This is a genomic window from Pseudomonas sp. ME-P-057 (assembly GCF_030208975.1).
Lineage (GTDB): Bacteria > Pseudomonadota > Gammaproteobacteria > Pseudomonadales > Pseudomonadaceae > Aquipseudomonas > Aquipseudomonas lutea.
Genome location: NZ_JARVSX010000038.1, coordinates 55,474 through 74,123, shown reverse-complemented (window position 1 = coordinate 74,123; position 18,650 = coordinate 55,474). Strand labels below are relative to the sequence as shown.

Genomic DNA, 18,650 nt, shown 5'->3' with positions numbered 1-18,650 from the left:
TGCATGTCCACTTCTCTGTTCAGCCTGGCCTTTGGCGTTGGCACACAAAACCGCCAAGGCACCTGGCTGGAAGTTTTCTACGCCCTGCCGCTGCTAAACCCGTCGGCTGAAATCGTCGCCGCCGTTGCGCCGATTCTGGGTTACACCGGTGGCAACCAGGCCATCACTTTCAATACCGATCTGTCCTCGCGTCTGGCCAATGCCCTCAAAGGTATCGACGATACCCAGGCCGCCTTGCTGACCCGGCTGGCCGAAAGCCACAAGCCGCTGGTTGCCACGCTGCTGGCGGAAGACGCCGCGCTGACGTCCACGCCTGAGGCCTACCTCAAGCTGCATCTGCTGTCGCATCGACTGGTCAAGCCCCACGGTCTGAGCCTGGCGGGCGTGTTCCCGCTGTTGCCGAACGTCGCCTGGACCAGCCAGGGCGCCATCGATCTCGCTGAACTGGCCGAGCGCCAGTTGGAAGCCCGCCTTAAAGGCCATCTGTTGGAAGTATTCTCGGTCGACAAATTCCCGAAGATGACCGACTACGTGGTGCCGGCCGGCGTGCGCATTGCCGATACCGCGCGCGTGCGTCTGGGTGCCTACATCGGCGAAGGCACCACCGTCATGCACGAAGGTTTCGTCAATTTCAACGGCGGCACTGAAGGCCCTGGCATGATCGAAGGCCGTGTTTCTGCGGGCGTTTTCGTCGGCAAGGGTTCTGACCTGGGCGGCGGCTGCTCGACCATGGGCACCTTGTCGGGTGGCGGCAATATCGTCATCAAGGTCGGTGAAGGCTGCCTGATCGGCGCGAACGCCGGTATCGGTATTCCGTTGGGCGATCGCAACACCGTGGAGGCCGGGCTGTACATCACGGCTGGCACCAAAGTTGCGCTGCTCGATGAAAAGAACGAGCTGGTCAAAGTGCTCAAGGCGCGTGACCTGGCCGGGCAACCGGACCTGCTGTTCCGTCGCAACTCGCAAACCGGCGCGGTGGAATGCAAATCCCACAAGTCGGCCATCGAGCTGAACGAAGCGCTGCACGCTCACAACTGACCGATGCTGCGTGCGGGTTCGGTGCTCAGCAGGACCGAACCCGCCCCAACGAGCGTGACTGATATGCCCCTCATTTCCCCCTGGCGCGCTGATTTTCCGGCTATCGCTGCCCTGCAGCGTCAAGGCCAGACTTATCTCGACAGCGCGGCTACCGCACAAAAACCCCAAGCCCTCATTGATGCCATGGTGGGTTACTACGCCCACGGTGCCGCAAATGTGCATCGCGCTCAGCACCAGCCCGGGGCGATGGCAACCCAGGCGTTCGAGGGTACTAGGGGCAAGGTGGCCACATGGCTGAATGCCGGATCGGCGGGTCAGATCGTATTCACCCACGGCGCGACCTCCGCGTTCAACCTTCTGGCGTATGGGCTGGAGCATCTTTTCGAGGCGGGTGATGAAATCGTCGTCAGCGCTCTCGAGCATCACGCCAACCTGTTGCCGTGGCAGCAGCTGGCGTTGCGTCGCGGCCTCAAGCTGGTGGTGCTGCCCCTCACAGACAGCGGAGTGATCGACATTGATGTCGCTGCCGGGCTGATCACCTCACGGACCCGCTTGCTGGCAGTGAGCCAATTGTCCAACGTGCTCGGCACCTGGCAGCCGATCGAACCCCTCGTGGCGCTGGCCAGGGCCAACGGCGCGTTGAGTGTGATCGACGGTGCGCAAGGTGTCGTCCATGGCCGGCACGACGTTCAGCAGATCGGTTGCGACTTCTATGTGTTTTCAGGCCACAAGCTCTACGGCCCGGACGGCGTCGGCGTGCTGTTTGGCCGCAACGAAGCGCTGGCGCAACTGAAGCATTGGCAGTTCGGCGGCGAGATGGTCCTGCACACTGGCTACCAGACGGCGACGTTTCGCCCTGCACCGTTGGGCTTTGAAGCCGGTACGCCGGCCATCGGCGCGGTCATTGGCCTGGGCGCGACGCTGGATTACCTCAACGCCCTCACCCCCTCAGCCGTCGAGGCGTTTGAAGCGCACCTGCATGAGCGGCTTCGCGCCGGGTTGATGCGCCGCGATGGCGTGCGGTTGCTGGGTGATCCTCAAGTGGCACTGGCAAGCTTCGTCGTCGAGGGCGTGCACAACGCCGACCTTGCGCACCTGCTGACCGAGCAAGGCATCGCCGTGCGCGCCGGGCACCACTGCGCCATCCCGCTGATCAGCGGGCTGGAACTGTCCGGGGCAACTCGCGTATCACTGGCGCTGTACAACGATTCCGACGACCTGGAGCGATTTCTCACCGCACTGGATCAAGCGCTGGAGCTTTTGCGATGACGTTGCCAAGCGACGCACAAACCGCGCTGGAGACCTTCAACACGTCGCTGAGCTGGGAGCAAAGAGCGCGCTTGCTGATGCAATGGGGCGAGCGTCTACCGGCCATGCGCGACGAAGAGAAAACCGACGCGCATCGGGTGGACGGCTGCGAGAGCAAAGTCTGGCTGGCCGGCGAGCTGAGTGACGGCCACTGGCACTTCCGGGCCGCCAGCGACGCACGCTTGATCCGCGGTCTGGTGGCGCTGCTGCTGGCGCGCGTCAACGGCCTGCCTGCGCATGCGTTGCAGGAAGTAGACCTGACTGACTGGTTTACCCAGCTGGGATTGAGTCGCCAGCTGTCGCCCTCTCGCAGCAACGGGCTGAACGCAGTGCTGCAGAAAATGCGGCACATGGCAGGGTAGATTTCCGACGCAACCACCCCACCCTGTCGAGACATTCTGCAACATCCATCCTTTGCATTTACCTGGCAAACCCGCCACCCTGCGCGCCGCCGATCAGCCCCTGCTGCCGGCGTGGAACCACGGCCATGATTGGCCTCTCTTCTTAAAACACCTCTGCAAGGCAACCGTCATGACGAACGGACGCGACCACCGGATCGATTTCTTTCGCGGGCTGGCGCTGATCTTCATTTTTTGGGATCACGTGCCGGATAACCCCTTCGCGCAATTGACGCTGCGCAATTTTGGGTTCAGTGACGCCGCCGAGGTGTTTGTGTTTCTCGCAGGCTACGCCGCCGTCCTAGCCTACGGTCGTGTGGCGCAACGCGACGGTTACGTCGTGGCCTGCCTGCGCATTTTGCGGCGCACCTGGGCGCTGTACGTTGCGCACATCTTCTTGCTGACCCTGCTGATGGGCATCGTCTTTGTCGCTAATAACCACGTCGAGACCCGGGACATGGTGCGCGAGATGGGCCTTGAGTATTTCGTGGGCAATCCGCAGCAGGCGCTGGCCGACGAATTGTTGCTGCGCTTCAAACCCAACCTGACGGACCCGCTGCCGCTTTACATTTTGCTGATGGGGGCACTGCCGCTGATTCTGCCGATCATGCTGCGTAGCGTGGCGCTGGCCATCGGCCTCTCCGTCACGCTGTACATGATGGTGCCACTGCTCGGCTGGAATCTTCGCGCCTACGAAGGCGGAGGCTACTGGTACTTCAACCCGGTGGCGTGGCAGCTCATATTCGTACTCGGCGGCGCATTCGCCGTACACACCCAGCGTGAGACGGCCGCGACGGTGCCCGCTCGTCTGCTCTGGCAACAGCCTCTGTTTCTCGTCGCAGCCGCTTACCTGCTGGTGACTGGATTCATCACATTCCTGTGGAAGTTTCCTGACGTACATGACGCGCTCCTGCCTGCCGTGCTCACCGACTTGATCTACCCGATCAGCAAGACCGACCTCTCTCCGCTGCGGCTGCTGCACTTCATCGCACTCGTCTACGTAGTCGCGAAATTACGGCCCGCGTCGGTGACTTGGCTGGACAACTGGCCCGTCCAGCAGACGTGTCGGATGGGACGGTACTCCCTGGAGATCTTCTGCCTGGGCGTGCTCCTCGCCCCGCTCGCCGACATGGCCAACGCCCTGGCCGATGACGGCTGGCAAATGCGTGTGATCACCGCGCTGCTGGGCGTGGGACTGATGCTGCTGTTATCGAACTGGCTGGAATTGAACAAGCGCCTGGGGAGCCCGAAAGGGGTGCAGGTGGCGAAGGTTTGAGAACGGCTTCTCACGGGGATTGATCTTCGGAAATTTCCTACTGCTTTATCAGGCAAAGCTTTTTCGCAGACTGCCGTTACGCGAGAGAGTGGATAAATCAGTGGAGGAAAAAATGGACATACAGACTCTGATGCAGCACGTGACTTTGGCACCCGCCAGAAACTCGATACCGCTAAAGCAGGCAGACGAAACACCGGGCAGCCAGGACAGCCCGCCACGCGCCGTTGCCGTGGAGGAGGAACAACCGTGGCTTGCCGAGCCGAATATGAAGGGGATAGAAAGTATGGCCGCCTACCTAGCTGTCAAACAGGTGGAGGCCAGTCTTGCGCTTGAGCTCGCCAAGGTTGCCTATACCTCATTTAAAAATGAGCTTTCCAAACTAAGGCCCGAACTGGCTGGGAAAGACTTCAGCTTCGGTCTGGACGTTACTGGAAGCATTCAAATAATTGACACCCACGGAAGTTTGTCCGGCGAAGAAAAGACATGGCTGGCTGAGCGACTTAATCATCGCGGCTTGAAAGGTCACCTGACAGACCATTTCGAGGCTTCTGTACTGTTGACAAAATATGACAAAACGGGATTTACCGCCGGCTACAAGCTGGAAGTTAAAGACCTGGCCCGCCTGATTGACTATGGACGAATACTGGAAAGCGACAACATGCAGCAAACGTGGAAAAATCAAATCTCTGAGAGAGGCGAAAAAAGGACGCCTTTTATCTCAGAGCGCATCTGAAATAAGGACATATGCTTGGCTGGTCAGTGACCAGCCAAGTCTCAATCATCAGGCTGGACCAGGAACGCTTTTGATTAACCGCTGCTTGCAGATATGACCAAACAGCCGAAAATCTTTATTAGCTTCTACGTTCCCTTGAGCGCCCAGTAAGAAGTTTGAGAATATATAAACCCCAACATAGTAATAACTCCTCCACGTGTTAACGCCATGATCGTACCTGACATAATCCTGGGCCTCGTGCCCTCCAGCACAGCGATCAAAGTTGACGACTTTTGTGGCGACGCCGTGCTCGTCACTCGTCACGTGCTCAACCACCGGCCGGATTCTGGATGCCTTAAGGCTAAGCACGAACCGTCCGACAGCACCTTTTAGCGGCGCCCCGACAGAGTCAGTGAATCTTGCAGTCAAAATTCCTTGGGCATAGCCCTGAGTCTCAATCCATGAAGGTTCGGTATGGCCCGAAGGAATTCTTTTAACGCCGAGTTCGTCGCTAAATTTGAATTCCTTCAATACAGGGATAAGACCCGATTGCCAAATGGTAAGGCCGTCCAGAAAAAGAGACATCTTGCCGGTGAGAAACTTTGACAAGCACCTCAGTTCCAGGCATCAAGCTGGAGAATTTTTCTTCAGATTCAGGTTTTTCCAACCACCTAACACCATCGAAGTACTCTAGAATCCAAAAGGAAGCGCCCGACGTCTCTGGCACGCCAGTCACGATTACATCCTGCCCTCTTACAGAGGTAAAACTGTAGTAGTGAACGGCGGTTTTGCTTTTCAGCACCGCCTTCAAAACATGCGTTTGATCCGCTAATACCGTGAGAACTATCTCTCCGTCTTCATGAACCTCGGAAATTTTTTCTGCCAACCCCGCGGTATAAGATTCAATGGTTGAGGCCGACTGCGCGCCAGCAGGCGCAGTGAACGTACAGACGCAAGATACAAAAATTAAGTTTAACAGGCCATTCAAAAGTAATTTTCTGCTCATAGCTTTGTCCTCTTTTAGAAAGTTTTTTGCGCCACCCATTCAGGCGTGACAAGAGGAAGTAACTATCTCAATAGATACAGGTCAACTGACGAACCCAAAAACAAGAGCTTTCCTACAATGGAGTCTTTCCCGTAAGGGGGCTTATTGGGGAGATGATCAATCACCGTCCGGGCGCGGGAGGTCCAAGCTAAATCTGACGCGACCTAGGAACGTATTTGGCGGCCGGGATGCTTCAAATCCCTTTCCTCAAAGAACCGACGGAGCGTCAACCACAAACCCTTCCCCGCCCTTAACCAGCGTCTACGCTTCTACCAAGTGCGACGTGCAGGTTTGACCGGGCTGACGATATGGGCGCTTTTTGGCATTCCGATACGAAAAAGGCTGCGGTGAAGGCTGACAGTCAGGGGAACGGATCAGTGCCAGGCAATGCCCGCCCCCGCCGCTACGTGTGGCGGTTCTTGCTGGTGGCGGTGCTTGGGGCGGCGGTGATTCTGGGCTTTGTGGTGTCGACGGAGGTGCGCAGCTCGCGATTGCAGGCGCGCGGGTTCAGCCAACTTGCTGAAGGCTTGAGTTACCGCGTCGAGACTGGGCCAAGTGCGGCGATTGTTTACCCCGGCGACGGGCCTTTTGACAAACGTCTCGGCTACTCGGCGCTGGACGAGTTTCTGCCGCGCCTGCTCAAGCGCGATTATCTGATCAGTGCCCAGGCGCGATTCTCTCCCGATTTATTGGCCTACGTTAAACGCGGCTTTTTCGTGCCGTATGAGGAAAAAATCCAATCAGGCCTGACGATTTACGATTGCCGCGCCGAACCGCTTTATCAGTACACCTACCCCCAGCAGCTGTACCCCACCTTCGCCGCAATTCCGCCGGTGCTGGTCAACAGCCTGTTGTTCATCGAGAACCGCGACCTGCTGGATGACCGCCGTCCGCTGGCGAACCCGGCCGTGGATTGGCCAAGGTTTCTGAAAGCAGCGCTGTCTCAGGTTGCCAAAGTGGTAGGCCTGCCTGGGCAATCGGCGGGGGGCAGCACGCTGGCGACGCAGCTGGAAAAATACCGGCACTCGCCGGACGGCCTGACATTGTCGGGCAGTGAAAAGATCCGTCAGATGATCTCAGCCAGCGTTCGCGCTTATCAACCCGGGCAGCAGACCCTTGAAGCACGGCAGCGGGTGGTGCGCGATTATCTCAACAGCGTGCCGCTGTCGGCCGTGCCCGGTCATGGCGAAGTGCACGGCATGGCGGAAGGCTTGCGGGTCTGGTACGGCGCTGATTTTGATCGCACCAACCAACTGTTGGCCACGAGTGCAGCAGACGAAAAAACCCTTGCGGCACAAGGACTGGCGCTGCGCGAAGTCTTGTCTCTGGTGATAGCACAGCGCAGGCCTTCGCATTTTCTGGCAAAGGGGCGCAGCGAGCTGGCGGAATTGACTGACAGCCATCTGCGCGTACTCGCACAAAACAACGTGATTAACCCGCCGCTGGCCAACGCCGCGCTGGCGGCGAAAGTGACCTATCGCGACTGGATGCAGCAACCTACCGTGCAACCTGTGGAGAGCAATAAAGGCATCACGGTTGCGCGCACGCGCTTGTCCAACCTGCTCAATCGATCACTGTACGACCTCGACCGGCTCGACCTCTCGGCGACCAGCACCTTGCAAAACGACCTGCAGGTCAGCGTCGGCCAATACCTGCGAGGGCTTGCCGATCCGGCGGTCGCTGGCCAGTTGGGTTTGATCGGCGAACATTTGTTGACGCCTGCCAGCACCCAGGCGGTGCGCTACAGCTTTACCTTGTTCGAGCGCGATCCGGATGGCTCGCGGGTTCGGGTGCAAACCGACAGCACCGACCAGCCGTTTGATATCAACGAGGGCAGTAAACTGGAGTTGGGCTCGACCGCCAAGATGCGGGTGATGACGACGTATTTGCAGGTCATTGCCGAACTGCATGACCGGTACGCCGATCAGTCCGTCAGCGCACTGCGAAAAGTGCCGGTCGAGGCGTCCGACCAGCTCAGCCGCTGGGCGCTGGAGTACCTGGTTCAGAACAGCGACCGGGATCTCTCGAAGATGCTTGCCGCCGCCCTGGACCGCCAATATTCGGCCAGTCCCGCCGAGAGCTTTTTTACCGGGGGCGGCCTGCATCATTTCAACAACTTTCGCCGGGAAGACAACGCGCGCAATCCGACACTTCGCGAAGCGTTGCGCGAGTCGATCAACCTACCGTTCATACGCCTGATGCGCGATCTGGTGCGCTACACCACGTATCAGGGGCCCAACAACAGCGCCGTGCTGCTCAAGGACGACAGCGATCCCAGGCGTCAGGAGTATCTGGCCGAGTTCGCCGATCGTGAGGGCAAATCGTTCCTGCTGCGCTTCTGGAAACGCTACAAGAATAAATCCACTCAGGAACGGCTCGATACGTTTCTCGACGGCGTGCATCCTGCCGCGAGCCGACTTGCCGCCGTGCATCGTTATTTGCTGCCGGAGGCGACGCAAAGCGCTTTCAATGCATTTATTCGGGCGCACATGGCGGGTGAGAAAAGCAAAACGATGCTGACCGAAAAGCGTCTGGACGAACTGTATTACGCGTATGGCCCCGGCAAGTTCGACCTGCCCGATCAGGGCTACGTGGCACGCGTCCACCCGCTGGATCTGTGGCTTGTGGGTTATCTGCTGCAAAACCCGGACGCCAAGTTCAAGGATGCCGTGGCCGCCAGCCGCTTCGAGCGTCAGGAAGTCTACAGCTGGCTGTTCAAGAGCCAGCACAAGCGTGCGCGCGACAGTCGTATCCGGACCATGCTGGAGATCGAAGCGTTTCTGGACATCCACCAGCGCTGGCAGCAAGTGGGTTATCCGTTTGATCATCTGGTGCCCTCGCTGGCCACCGCGATCGGCAGCTCTGGCGATCGGCCCGCTGCACTGGCCGAACTCATCGGCATCATCCAGAACGACGGCATCCGCCTGCCGGTGTTGCGGATCGACAGCCTGCACTTCGCCGCCAACACGCCATACGAGACGCGGCTGATCAACAACCCCGACATGGGCAAACGGGTTATGCCGTCGGAGGTCGCCGCCGCGATGCGCGAGGCGCTTTCGCAAGTGGTCGATGCCGGCACCGCCAGACGCGTTTCCGGCAGCTTTAGAACACTGGACGGCGGCGTGCTGGCCATGGGCGGCAAAACCGGCACCGGCGACAACCGCATCGAAAGTGTCGGCACCGGCGGGAGGATCCTGGCATCCAAGGCCATCAACCGGACCGCCACTTTCGTGTTTTTCATCGGCGATAACCATTACGGCACGCTGACCGCTTACGTGCCGGGACGCGCTGCCGAGAGCTTCAAGTTCACCTCCGCACTTCCGGTGCAAGTCCTCAAGGGCATGGCGCCGATCCTCAATCCCTACCTGCAGCCGGGCACCTTCACGCAATGCAAAGCGCCAGGCACCTCCCAGGTCGCCTCACGCTTGTAATCCCTTCTCTGTGTACGCGGAACCGGCTGTGCCGTTCGTCTTATCGCGTCTTGCAGAAATATTAAGATATATCTTAAGGTATATCTAACGAGTAACCAGAGGCACCAAAAATGAAAGACCATCCACATGATCATCCCCACCACCGTCCTCATCCGGGCCCGCATTTTGGCGAGTCGGGTGATGCCCGCGACGGTTTTGAAAAGCGCACCGGTCGTGAACGCGGGGGCCGGGGGCCACGGGTATTTGCGCCAGGCGATTTGAAACTGATGCTGCTGGCGTTGATTGCCGATCAGCCCTGCCACGGCTACGACTTGATTCGTCAGATAGAAGCGTTGTTCGACGGCGCCTACAGCCCCAGCCCGGGCGTGATTTATCCGACCCTGACCTTTCTGGAAGAAAGCGAGCTGATCCAGGGCGATGCCGACGGCGGCAAGAAACGCTATCGCATCACCCCTGCCGGTCAGCAATTCCTGACCGAACAAGCTGTCGCGCTGGATGGCGTGAAAATGCGCATCGAGGTCAGCAAGCGCTCGCTACGCGGGCACGACCGCCCGCCGGAAATCCATGAGGCGGTGCACAACCTGCGTCACGCGCTGCAAATGCACCATGGCCGTTGGAACCCGGAAGAGATTCTGCGCGTACGTGATCTGCTCAACGACACGGCGAAAGCCATCGTCGATGCTCAACAAGCTGTTTCGGAGAAATCGGAATGAATGCACCGCACGGAATTCATCGTGTCAGTCATGAGATCAAACGCCGCAAGCTGCAAGTGCTCAGGGTGACGGACATCACCCCGCGCATGCGTCGGGTCACCCTGCATGGGCCGGAGCTGGTCGGATTCATCAGCTTGGGGACCGATGATCACGTCAAATTGTTGTTCGCCACCACGCCCGAAGAACAAGTCGCGCTGGACAGTGAAGCGCCGCTGCAAAACGGCGAAGGTCCGCGTCCGGCGATGCGCGACTACACGCCTCGACGATACGATCCGCAAACCGGCGAACTGGACATCGATTTCGTCCTGCATGGCGACGGTCCGGCAGCAACCTGGGCGGCACAGGCCGAAGCCGGGCAGACGCTGAATATTGCCGGCCCTCGCGGCTCAATGATCGTGCCCGACATGTTCGACAGTTATCTGCTGATCGGCGACGAAACCGCCCTGCCCGCCATCGGTCGACGGCTGGAAGCGTTACCGGCCAATCGCAAGGCGCTGGTGGTGGTTGAAATAGACAACGCGGCCGAGCGTCAGACGCTGCACAGCCAGGCGCAGGTGGAAGTGATCTGGGTGGTGCGCGGCGAGCAGGACTTGCTTGAAGTCACGCGCCAGCTAAATCTGCCGGCAGGCGATCTCTATGCCTGGGTCGCAACTGAATCCTCCCTCTCGCGCAAGCTTCGGCGCGTGCTGCTCGATGAACTCAAGCTGGACGAAGCGACGATCAAAGCCGCCGGCTACTGGCGCGCAGACGGTACGGACGAGGAATGATGTGCCGGTAAGAGGAAATGCCGGGGATAACGATGACGGCCTGTAGGAGCGCGCTTGCCTGCGAAAAGGCCGGGATTTCCGCTAAAACTGCCGCATCTTTGCCTGACCCGCCGGGTTCGCCAGCAAGCCGGCTCCTACAGTTTGATCTAGGCATAATCCGAGAACATGGGCAAACGCATCAAACTGTAGGAGCGCGCTTGCCCGCGAAGAGGCCGGCATATTCGCTACAAATGCCGCATATGCGCCTGATCCGTAGCATTCGCCCGCACGCCGGCTCCTATAGTCGTCTTGTGGTCTGGAGACAGCAATACTCTCCGCCGTGATCGGGTCAGCTATCAGGCCTACGAATGCGCTTTGCGCCCAAATGCCCTGTCGATCAGGAAGACGATGAGCCCGATGCCCATAAACCCCGCCAGCACGCCCAGCGCATTGGTCATTGCTTTGACGAAGCCCAGGGTGCCGATGTCCAGAAATGGATAAAGGTAATCGCCAAAAGCGTTCCCGCGCAGCAGCAAATAGCCGAAGTAGACGATGGGATACAGCGTCCACAGCAACACATGGCGCACGCTTACCGTGCCTTTGGGCAAGAAGAACAACCAATAGGCCACAAACAGCGCCGGCATGATGTCGTGCAGTAACTCGTCAGCGATCCACTGCCACCCTTGCGGCGTCCACAAATGGCGCAGCAGCAGGTTATACGCCAGGCTCACCAATACGATGCTTGTGGTGATCCCGGCGCATACGGCCGGGGATCGAAAAAACCGATACCCGGCCGAGTCTCGCTCACTGATCGCGCAACTCAGTGCCACCGCCACCAGCGTGTTCGTCACCACCGTGAAGAAGCTGCAAAAGCGCACCAGCCCGCCGAGAAGGCTGGCGCCGTCGACCCATCGCCCCCACAGAATCAGGTACAGCTGCACCGCGAGCCCGAACCAGCCGAGGCAAGCGGCGATGGTTACGAAGCCGCGCCGGCCTTTAAACGTATCCAACGGTGCACTGGGCATTTCAATCAGATCCCGGATGACCGGCGAATGGCATCACGGTCGCTTGGTGCGCGCGAGTTTGATGTACAACGCTTCGACCTTCTCACGCGCCCAAGGCGTCTTGCGCAAGAACGTCAGGCTGGATTTGATACTCGGATCGCTTTTAAAGCAGCGAATGTCAATCCGCTCGGCAAGGCCGGTCCACTCGTAATGCTCGACCAGCGCAATGAGAATCTGCTCCAGGGTTACGCCGTGCAGGGGATTGTTATCGGGTGTGGTCATGACAGGCCTGTGGACGCGGATTGACGGGACGGTTAAGCGAGCTGCGCACCATAACGGACGCGATGAAAGGTGTGAAGGGCTGTAGGGGGCAGTCAACGTGTTGCAGCAAAAAGATTGCTTTTATTTTGTTACGTTATAACAATTACATGCTCTGCATTTTAAATCCTCAAGGAAGTGCTGCATGTCCCGTCAAACCCAAGCCCGACCGTGGCGCTTGAAGCCCCTCGCGGCTGCATTGCTGTTTACCTCGCCGGCCTACGCGATAGAACTTGAACAGCAAACCATCACCGCCAATCCGCTGGGCAGCGATCAATTGGCCTCGCCCAGCACAGTGCTGACCGGCGACGCGCTGACCCTGCAGCAAAAAGGCAGCCTGGGCGAGACGTTGAACAAGCAGCCCGGCGTCTCCTCTTCTTACTTCGGGCCGGGTGCGAGCCGCCCGATTATCAGGGGGCTGGATGGTGACCGGATTCGTCTGTTGCGCAACGGTGTTGGCGCGCTGGACGCTTCATCGCTTTCCTACGATCACGCCGTACCACTGGACCCGGTCAATGTTGAGCGCATCGAGATCGTTCGCGGGCCCGCCGCGTTGCTCTACGGCGGCAGCGCCATCGGCGGCGTGGTCAACACCTTCGATAATCGCATCCCCATCGAAGCCATCGAGGGCATCCACGGTGCGGGCGAACTGCGCTACGGCGGGGCCGACACCACGCGCAGCAGCGCCGGGAAGCTGGAAGCGGGCAACGGCACTTTCGCCTTGCACCTGGATACCAATGCCCGTGAGTTCAATGACCTGAAGATTCCGGGCTTCGCCCGCACCGCTGACGAGCGCGCACGCAACCCGGAAGATGGCGACAAAAAGCACCGCCTCGGCAACAGCGATGGGCGACAGGACGGCGGCGCCGTCGGCGGTTCGTACACGTGGGACGATGGTTACGCAGGGCTTTCCTACAGCAACTACGATTCCAATTATGGTTCGCCCGCCGAGCAGGGCGTGCGCATCCGCATGCAGCAGGATCACTACGCGTTCGCCTCCGAAATGCGCAATCTCTCGGGGCCGTTCACCTCGGTCAAGCTCGACGCCGGCTACACCGACTACAAGCACATGGAGATCGAAGACGGCGAAGTCGGCACCACGTTCAAGAACAAGGGTTACGAGGCACGCGTCGAAGCGCGGCACCAACCGATTGGCCCGCTTGAAGGGATCGTCGGCGCCCAGGTCACGCGCAGTGAGTTTTCGGCGCTGGGCGAAGAAGCCTTCGTGCCGCAGACCGACACCGACAGCGGCGCCCTCTTCATCCTGGAAGAACTCCAGGCAACAGAGCGCCTGAAGCTAAGCCTGGGCGGCCGGATCGAGCACACCACGGTGGATCCTGACGACAAAGGCAACGATCGCTTCGCCAACGCCAAAGGCTCGAACAGCTTCACGGCGGGCAGTGTCTCGTCCGGGGCGGTCTATACGCTGACGCCCATCTGGTCGCTCGCAGCCACGCTCGGCTATACCGAACGCGCGCCGACGTTTTACGAGCTCTACGCCAATGGCGCCCACGTCGCCACCGGCACGTACGAAGTCGGTGATGCTGGCTTGTCGAAAGAGAAAGCCGTCTCCAGTGACCTGGCGCTGCGCTTTGACAACGGCACGCACAAAGGCAGTTTTGGCGTGTTCTATAGCCGGTTCTCCAACTACATCGGCTTGTTGGGCAGCGGTCGTACATTGAACGACGACGGCGAAGACGATGCCGACGGCATCCCCGAATACACCTACTCGGGGGTGCGTGCCCGGTTTGCCGGGTTTGAAGCACAAGACCACTGGAAACTGGGGGAAAGCCGTTACGGCAGCCTGGCGTTGGAGCTGTCCGGCGATTACACCCGCGCTACGAACCTCGATACCGGAGAAGCCCTGCCGCGCATTGCCCCGCTGCGATTGAACAGCGGATTGCTGTGGGAGCTGGACAGGTGGCAAGCGCGTATCGATGTCGAACACGCTGCCTCTCAGGGGCGTGTGCCCGATAACGAAACGGGTACCGACGGCTACACCACACTCGGCGCCAGCGCGGGTTATACCTTCAACGTTGGCGGGAGTCAGTGGCTGGCATTCGTCACGGGCGAGAACCTGACCAATCAAACCGTGCGCTACGCCAGCTCGATCCTGCGTGACATTGCACCGGCTCAGGGCCGCAGCGTTGAAGTAGGCCTGCGCACGACCTTCTGATCGCTGCGCTGATATGCTCTGCGCGCATGTGCCATGCGCAAACCAGGCGTTCGGTGGCTGGTCAAACCCAGCCCACCGAACGGCACTGATATTTAACGCGTCATCGCGCGGACCCAAGGTCCGCTTCTGCCCTCCAGGCCGTCCACGTCCTACACCGCCGTCTTCCGCTCTTAAACGCCGATTAATGCCCTGCAGACAAGAATCCGCACATTCAAAACACACTGCAAAATCGGCAACCTCATACCCCACCAAAGAGATAGCGCTGCCTGACGCTGGCCGTACTGTTACGCCAATGGCAACGATCCATGTCGCAAATTCGACTTTTTAAAAAATCGTTAGCGTCCTATCATCGCCGCCCTAAACGCTGAACCGTTTAACTCGTCGTTGTTGAAGCCCCGCAACAGGCTCCTGCAAGCGTTGCGAGCGGCTTGCCGATTGCTCACGAATAACTCAAAAAGACCTTACGCCTTATGTCCAGCCATCCTGACTATTCGACCTCCCCATCCTCTCGTGCCCTCCGCCGTGCCAGCGCCCTCGGTTTTGCGATGCTCGGAATCGCGACCAGCGCGGGTGCCGCGTCTGCGTTCGACAGCGCTTCGCCATGGATGCTTGGGGATTGGGGCGGCAAGCGCGGTGAGCTGTCTGAACAGGGTTACGACTTCAAAATCGATTCGGTCGTCGAGGTCGGGTCCAACCTGCACGGCGGTTACAACCATGACAAGGCAACCCGTTACAGCGACCAGTTCGCCCTGGGTGCCCACATGGACCTGCAGAAGATTCTGGGCTGGCAGGACGCCGAGTTTCAGCTGACCCTGACCAACCGCAACGGCGACAACATCAGCAACGACCGGGTCGGTGACCCGCGCAGCGGCACCATTTCGTCCTCTCAGGAAGTCTGGGGCCGAGGCAGCGTCACTCGCCTGACCGATCTCTGGTATCAGCAGCAATTCCTCGATCAAGCCCTCAGCGTGAAAGTCGGCCGATTCAACGAGGGCGAGGATTTCAACACCTTCCCGTGCGACTTTCAGAACCTGGCGCTGTGCGGTTCTCAGGTGGGCAACTGGGGCGGCGGCATCTGGTACAACTGGCCGATCAGCCAATGGGCGATGCGCGTCAAATACCAGCTCAACCCGGAACTGTTTGTACAGATCGGAGCGTTCGAACAAAACCCGTCGAACCTGGAAAACGACAACGCCTTCAAGCTCAGCGGCAGTGGCACCCAAGGCGCGGTACTGCCCGTCGAAGTGGTGTGGTCGCCGAAGGTCAATGGCCTGCCGGGCGAGTACCGTGCCGGCTATTACTACAGCACCGCCGACAGCAGCGATGTCTACAAAGACAGCAACGGCCGCTATGCCGCATTGAGCGGTGACGACTACGCGCCCTCCTCCAGCAAACACGGCATGTGGCTGACTCTGCGCCAGCAAGTCACCCGCCAGGCCAGCGACGACAGCCGCGGTTTGAGCCTGTTCGCCAACGGCACGCTGCATGACAAGAAAACCAACATGATCGACAACTTCGTTGCCCTTGGCGCGACGTACAAGGGCCCGTTCGATGCACGCCCCGAGGATGACATCGGCGTGGGCATCAGCCGCATCCACGTCAACCCGGCGTATCGCAAGAACCTCAACCTGCGCAATCAGGCCGAGGGCCTGTATGACTACAACGATCCTGCGTTCCTGCCGGTTCAGGACACCGAATACAACGCCGAGGTGTACTACGGCGTGCACGTTGCCAAGTGGCTCACCGTGCGCCCGAACCTGCAGTTCATTCGTCATCCCGGTGGCGTGAATCAGGTCGATGACGCACTGGTCGCCGGACTGAAGGTGCAGTCTTCCTTCTGATCCCCCGGGCTTCAGTCATCCAGGCTCTGATCGGCCTGCCTCGCTCGGCGGCCGATCACGCTTCACCCCATCAAGACACTGGCACAAGGGCAAGGCCGACACCGCTGCGCCCCTGAGCCAACACGCGTTAACCACCACATCGTTACGGAGTAAGACACTATGAGCACTGAGGGTGCTTTGGGTAAGGGTCGCCTGCTGCCGAGTTTGCTCGGGCTGGTGATTCTGATAATGGGCCTGATCCTGCTGGTCGGGGGCGTCAAACTGCTCACGCTCGGCGGGTCGCTTTATTACGTGCTGGCGGGCGTCGGTTTTGCCATCACCGGCGTTCTGCTAATGATGGGGCGCCGCGCGGCGTTCGGTCTGTACGCACTGGTGCTGTTCGCCAGCACCGTCTGGGCCCTGTGGGAAGTGGGCCTGGATTGGTGGCAACTGGTGCCGCGTCTGGCGCTCTGGTTTGCACTGGGCATCGTGATGCTGCTGCCCTGGTTCCGCCGTCCGGTCATGCGTGGCCAGACAGGCGATGCCGGCACCCGCGCGCTGAGTGCTGCGGTCATCATCGCCGGCATCGCCGCGCTGGCCAGCCAGTTCACCCACCCCGGTGAAATCAAGGGTGAGCTGGACCGCGAAACCGCTGGCACCACCAGCGCTGCCCCGGCCATGCCGGACGGTGACTGGCAGTCCTACGGCCGCACGGCGTTCGGCGATCGCTACTCGCCGCTGTCGCAGATCACCCCGGACAACGTCAGCAAGCTGGTCCCGGCGTGGACTTACCGCACCGGCGACATTCCCGGCCCTAACGATCCGGGCGAAACCACGGCCGAAAACACCCCGCTGAAAGTCAACGGCATGCTGTATGTCTGCACGCCGCACAGCCAGGTGATTGCGCTGGATCCGGACTCCGGCAAGGAAATCTGGCGTTTCGATCCGAAGATCAGCAGCGGTAAAGCAGCCGACTTCAAGGGTTGGGCGCACATGACCTGCCGTGGTGTGTCGTATCACGATGACGCCGCCTACGCCGCAGCCACTGATGCTGGCGCACCTGCGCAAAGCCCGGTCTCTGCAGCGCCTGCCAGCACAGCCAATGCCTGCCCGCGCCGTATCTTCCTGCCGACCGCCGACACCCGTTTGATCGCGCTGAACGCCGACACCGGCAAGATGTGCGAAGACTTCGGCGACCACGGCTCGATCGACCTAAGCGCCAACATCGGCACGTACGCACCGGGCGGTTACTACTCCACGTCGCCACCGGCGGTGACCAAAGATCTCGTGGTCATTGGCGGGCACGTTACCGACAACGTCTCCGTTGACGAACCTTCGGGCGTCATCCGCGCGTTTGACGTGCACACCGGCCGTCTGGTCTGGAACTGGGACAGCGGCAACCCGGACGACACCACGCCGCTTGCCGAGGGCAAGACTTACACCCGCAACTCGCCCAACATGTGGTCGATGTTCAGTGTCGATGAGAAGCTGGGCATGCTCTACCTGCCAATGGGCAACCAGATGCCTGACCAGTGGGGCGGCAACCGCACCGAGGCGTCGGAGAAATTCAGTGCCGGCCTGGTCGCGCTGGACATCGCCACTGGTCACGTGAAATGGAATTTCCAGTTCACTCATCATGACCTGTGGGACATGGACGTCGGCGGTCAGCCAACGCTCATGGACATGAAAACCGCTGACGGCGTGAAGCCGGCCGTGCTGGCGTCGACCAAGCAAGGCAGCATCTATGTGCTGGACCGCAGCAACGGTCAGCCCATCGTGCCGATCAACGAAATCCCTGTTCCGCAGGGCGCGGTGGCGGGCGATCACACTTCGGCGACCCAACCCAAATCCGACCTGAACTTCATGCCGCCACCGCTGAAAGAGCGCGACATGTGGGGCGTCACGCCGTTTGACCAGATGCTGTGCCGAATCGATTTCAAATCGCTGCGCTACGAAGGCCCGTTCACACCGCCTTCGCTGCAAGGCTCGCTGGTCTATCCAGGCAACTTCGGCGTGTTTGACTGGGGCGGCATTTCGGTCGACCCAGTGCGCCAGATCGCATTCGTCAACCCGAGCTACATGGCATTCCGTTCCAAACTGGTGCCGGCAGCCGAAGTCGAAGGCGGCCCGGGCCGCAAGAGCGAAACCGAAGGCGTGCAACCGAACAAAGGCGCACCGTACGGTGTGATTCTTGAAGCGCTGCTGTCGCCGATGGGCCTGCCGTGCCAGGCACCGGCCTGGGGTTACGTGGCGGCGGTCGATCTGACCACCCACCAGACCATCTGGAAACACAAAAACGGCACCGTGCGCGACAGCTCGCCGGTTCCGATCCCGCTGACCATGGGCGTGCCAAGCCTGGGCGGTACGTTCATCACCGCCAGCGGCGTGTCGTTCCTCAGCGCAACGCTGGACCAGTACCTGCGCGCCTACGACGTACGTAATGGCAAGCAGCTGTGGGAAGGCCGTCTCCCTGCAGGCGCTCAGACCACGCCGATGACGTACACCGGCAAGGACGGCAAGCAATACGTGCTGGTCGTTGCCGGCGGTCATGGCTCACTGGGCACCAAGCAGGGCGATTACGTCATCGCCTACAAGCTGCCGGACTGATTGCTCCTCCGCCGTAACGCGAAAGGCGGTCATCGAAAGATGACCGCCTTTTTTTATG

The 18,650-nt window shown here is 60.0% G+C and carries 15 protein-coding genes; 11 read left to right on the top strand and 4 right to left on the bottom strand.

What is annotated here, in order from left to right:
- The first annotated feature begins 3 nt into the window (after window positions 1–3).
- From dapD to QRN48_RS19850, 5 genes are all read left to right on the top strand, one after another.
- On the top strand, window positions 4–1,038 hold the full coding sequence (gene dapD / locus QRN48_RS19870; protein ID WP_191943065.1) for a 2,3,4,5-tetrahydropyridine-2,6-dicarboxylate N-succinyltransferase: 1,035 nt from the start codon (window positions 4–6) through the stop codon (window positions 1,036–1,038).
- 63 nt (window positions 1,039–1,101) lie between these two features.
- Window positions 1,102–2,307, top strand: a complete 1,206-nt coding sequence (locus QRN48_RS19865) for an aminotransferase class V-fold PLP-dependent enzyme (RefSeq protein ID WP_285352636.1) — start codon at window positions 1,102–1,104, stop codon at window positions 2,305–2,307.
- Window positions 2,304–2,708 (top strand): SufE family protein, encoded by a 405-nt coding sequence (locus tag QRN48_RS19860; RefSeq protein WP_285352634.1) that lies wholly within the window; start codon window positions 2,304–2,306, stop codon window positions 2,706–2,708. The genes QRN48_RS19865 and QRN48_RS19860 overlap by 4 nt, the downstream gene beginning before the upstream one ends.
- A 169-nt stretch (window positions 2,709–2,877) precedes the next feature.
- Window positions 2,878–4,020, top strand: coding sequence for an OpgC domain-containing protein (locus QRN48_RS19855; RefSeq protein WP_285352632.1), 1,143 nt, complete (start codon window positions 2,878–2,880; stop codon window positions 4,018–4,020).
- A gap of 112 nt (window positions 4,021–4,132) precedes the next feature.
- Window positions 4,133–4,753, top strand: a complete 621-nt coding sequence (locus QRN48_RS19850) for a hypothetical protein (RefSeq protein ID WP_285352630.1) — start codon at window positions 4,133–4,135, stop codon at window positions 4,751–4,753.
- A 48-nt stretch (window positions 4,754–4,801) separates the two neighbouring features.
- Here QRN48_RS19850 and QRN48_RS19845 read toward each other — a convergent pair whose 3' ends face one another.
- Both QRN48_RS19845 and QRN48_RS19840 read right to left on the bottom strand, forming a co-directional pair.
- On the bottom strand, window positions 4,802–5,341 hold the full coding sequence (locus QRN48_RS19845) for a hypothetical protein (RefSeq protein WP_285352628.1): 540 nt from the start codon (window positions 5,339–5,341) through the stop codon (window positions 4,802–4,804).
- Window positions 5,244–5,738: a hypothetical protein gene (locus QRN48_RS19840; protein ID WP_285352626.1), complete on the bottom strand. Its 495-nt coding sequence runs from the start codon at window positions 5,736–5,738 to the stop codon at window positions 5,244–5,246. The genes QRN48_RS19845 and QRN48_RS19840 overlap by 98 nt, the downstream gene beginning before the upstream one ends.
- Window positions 5,739–6,085: 347 nt before the next feature.
- Between QRN48_RS19840 and QRN48_RS19835 the strand changes: the two genes are divergently transcribed.
- The 3 genes from QRN48_RS19835 (at window position 6,086) to QRN48_RS19825 (ending at window position 10,688) form a co-directional block, all read left to right on the top strand.
- Window positions 6,086–9,208, top strand: coding sequence for a transglycosylase domain-containing protein (locus QRN48_RS19835; RefSeq protein WP_285352624.1), 3,123 nt, complete (start codon window positions 6,086–6,088; stop codon window positions 9,206–9,208).
- A 110-nt stretch (window positions 9,209–9,318) separates the two neighbouring features.
- A complete protein-coding gene (locus QRN48_RS19830; protein ID WP_191943060.1) occupies window positions 9,319–9,921 on the top strand; it encodes a PadR family transcriptional regulator in 603 nt (200 codons plus the stop codon).
- On the top strand, window positions 9,918–10,688 hold the full coding sequence (locus QRN48_RS19825) for a siderophore-interacting protein (RefSeq protein ID WP_191943059.1): 771 nt from the start codon (window positions 9,918–9,920) through the stop codon (window positions 10,686–10,688). Before QRN48_RS19830 ends, QRN48_RS19825 begins: the two co-directional genes overlap by 4 nt.
- A 341-nt stretch (window positions 10,689–11,029) precedes the next feature.
- On the opposite strand, the gene QRN48_RS19820 is transcribed toward QRN48_RS19825, so the two are convergent.
- Together QRN48_RS19820 and QRN48_RS19815 are read right to left on the bottom strand one after the other, a co-directional pair.
- The gene (locus QRN48_RS19820) at window positions 11,030–11,692 is read right to left on the bottom strand and encodes a Pr6Pr family membrane protein (protein WP_285352619.1); all 663 of its coding nucleotides are present in this window, start codon (window positions 11,690–11,692) and stop codon (window positions 11,030–11,032) included.
- Window positions 11,693–11,725: 33 nt separating this feature from the next.
- The gene (locus QRN48_RS19815) at window positions 11,726–11,953 is read right to left on the bottom strand and encodes a VF530 family protein (protein WP_037014308.1); all 228 of its coding nucleotides are present in this window, start codon (window positions 11,951–11,953) and stop codon (window positions 11,726–11,728) included.
- Between the two features lie 181 nt (window positions 11,954–12,134).
- Here QRN48_RS19815 and QRN48_RS19810 point away from each other — a divergent pair, with 181 nt between their 5' ends.
- The 3 genes from QRN48_RS19810 to QRN48_RS19800 all read left to right on the top strand — a co-directional run bounded on the left by QRN48_RS19810 (window position 12,135) and on the right by QRN48_RS19800 (window position 18,592).
- Window positions 12,135–14,165, top strand: coding sequence for a TonB-dependent receptor (locus QRN48_RS19810; RefSeq protein WP_285352617.1), 2,031 nt, complete (start codon window positions 12,135–12,137; stop codon window positions 14,163–14,165).
- Window positions 14,166–14,635: 470 nt separating this feature from the next.
- Window positions 14,636–16,006: a carbohydrate porin gene (locus tag QRN48_RS19805; RefSeq protein ID WP_502944643.1), complete on the top strand. Its 1,371-nt coding sequence runs from the start codon at window positions 14,636–14,638 to the stop codon at window positions 16,004–16,006.
- Between the two features lie 159 nt (window positions 16,007–16,165).
- The gene (locus QRN48_RS19800) at window positions 16,166–18,592 is read left to right on the top strand and encodes a glucose/quinate/shikimate family membrane-bound PQQ-dependent dehydrogenase (RefSeq protein ID WP_285352615.1); all 2,427 of its coding nucleotides are present in this window, start codon (window positions 16,166–16,168) and stop codon (window positions 18,590–18,592) included.
- Window positions 18,593–18,650: the final 58 nt, after the last annotated feature.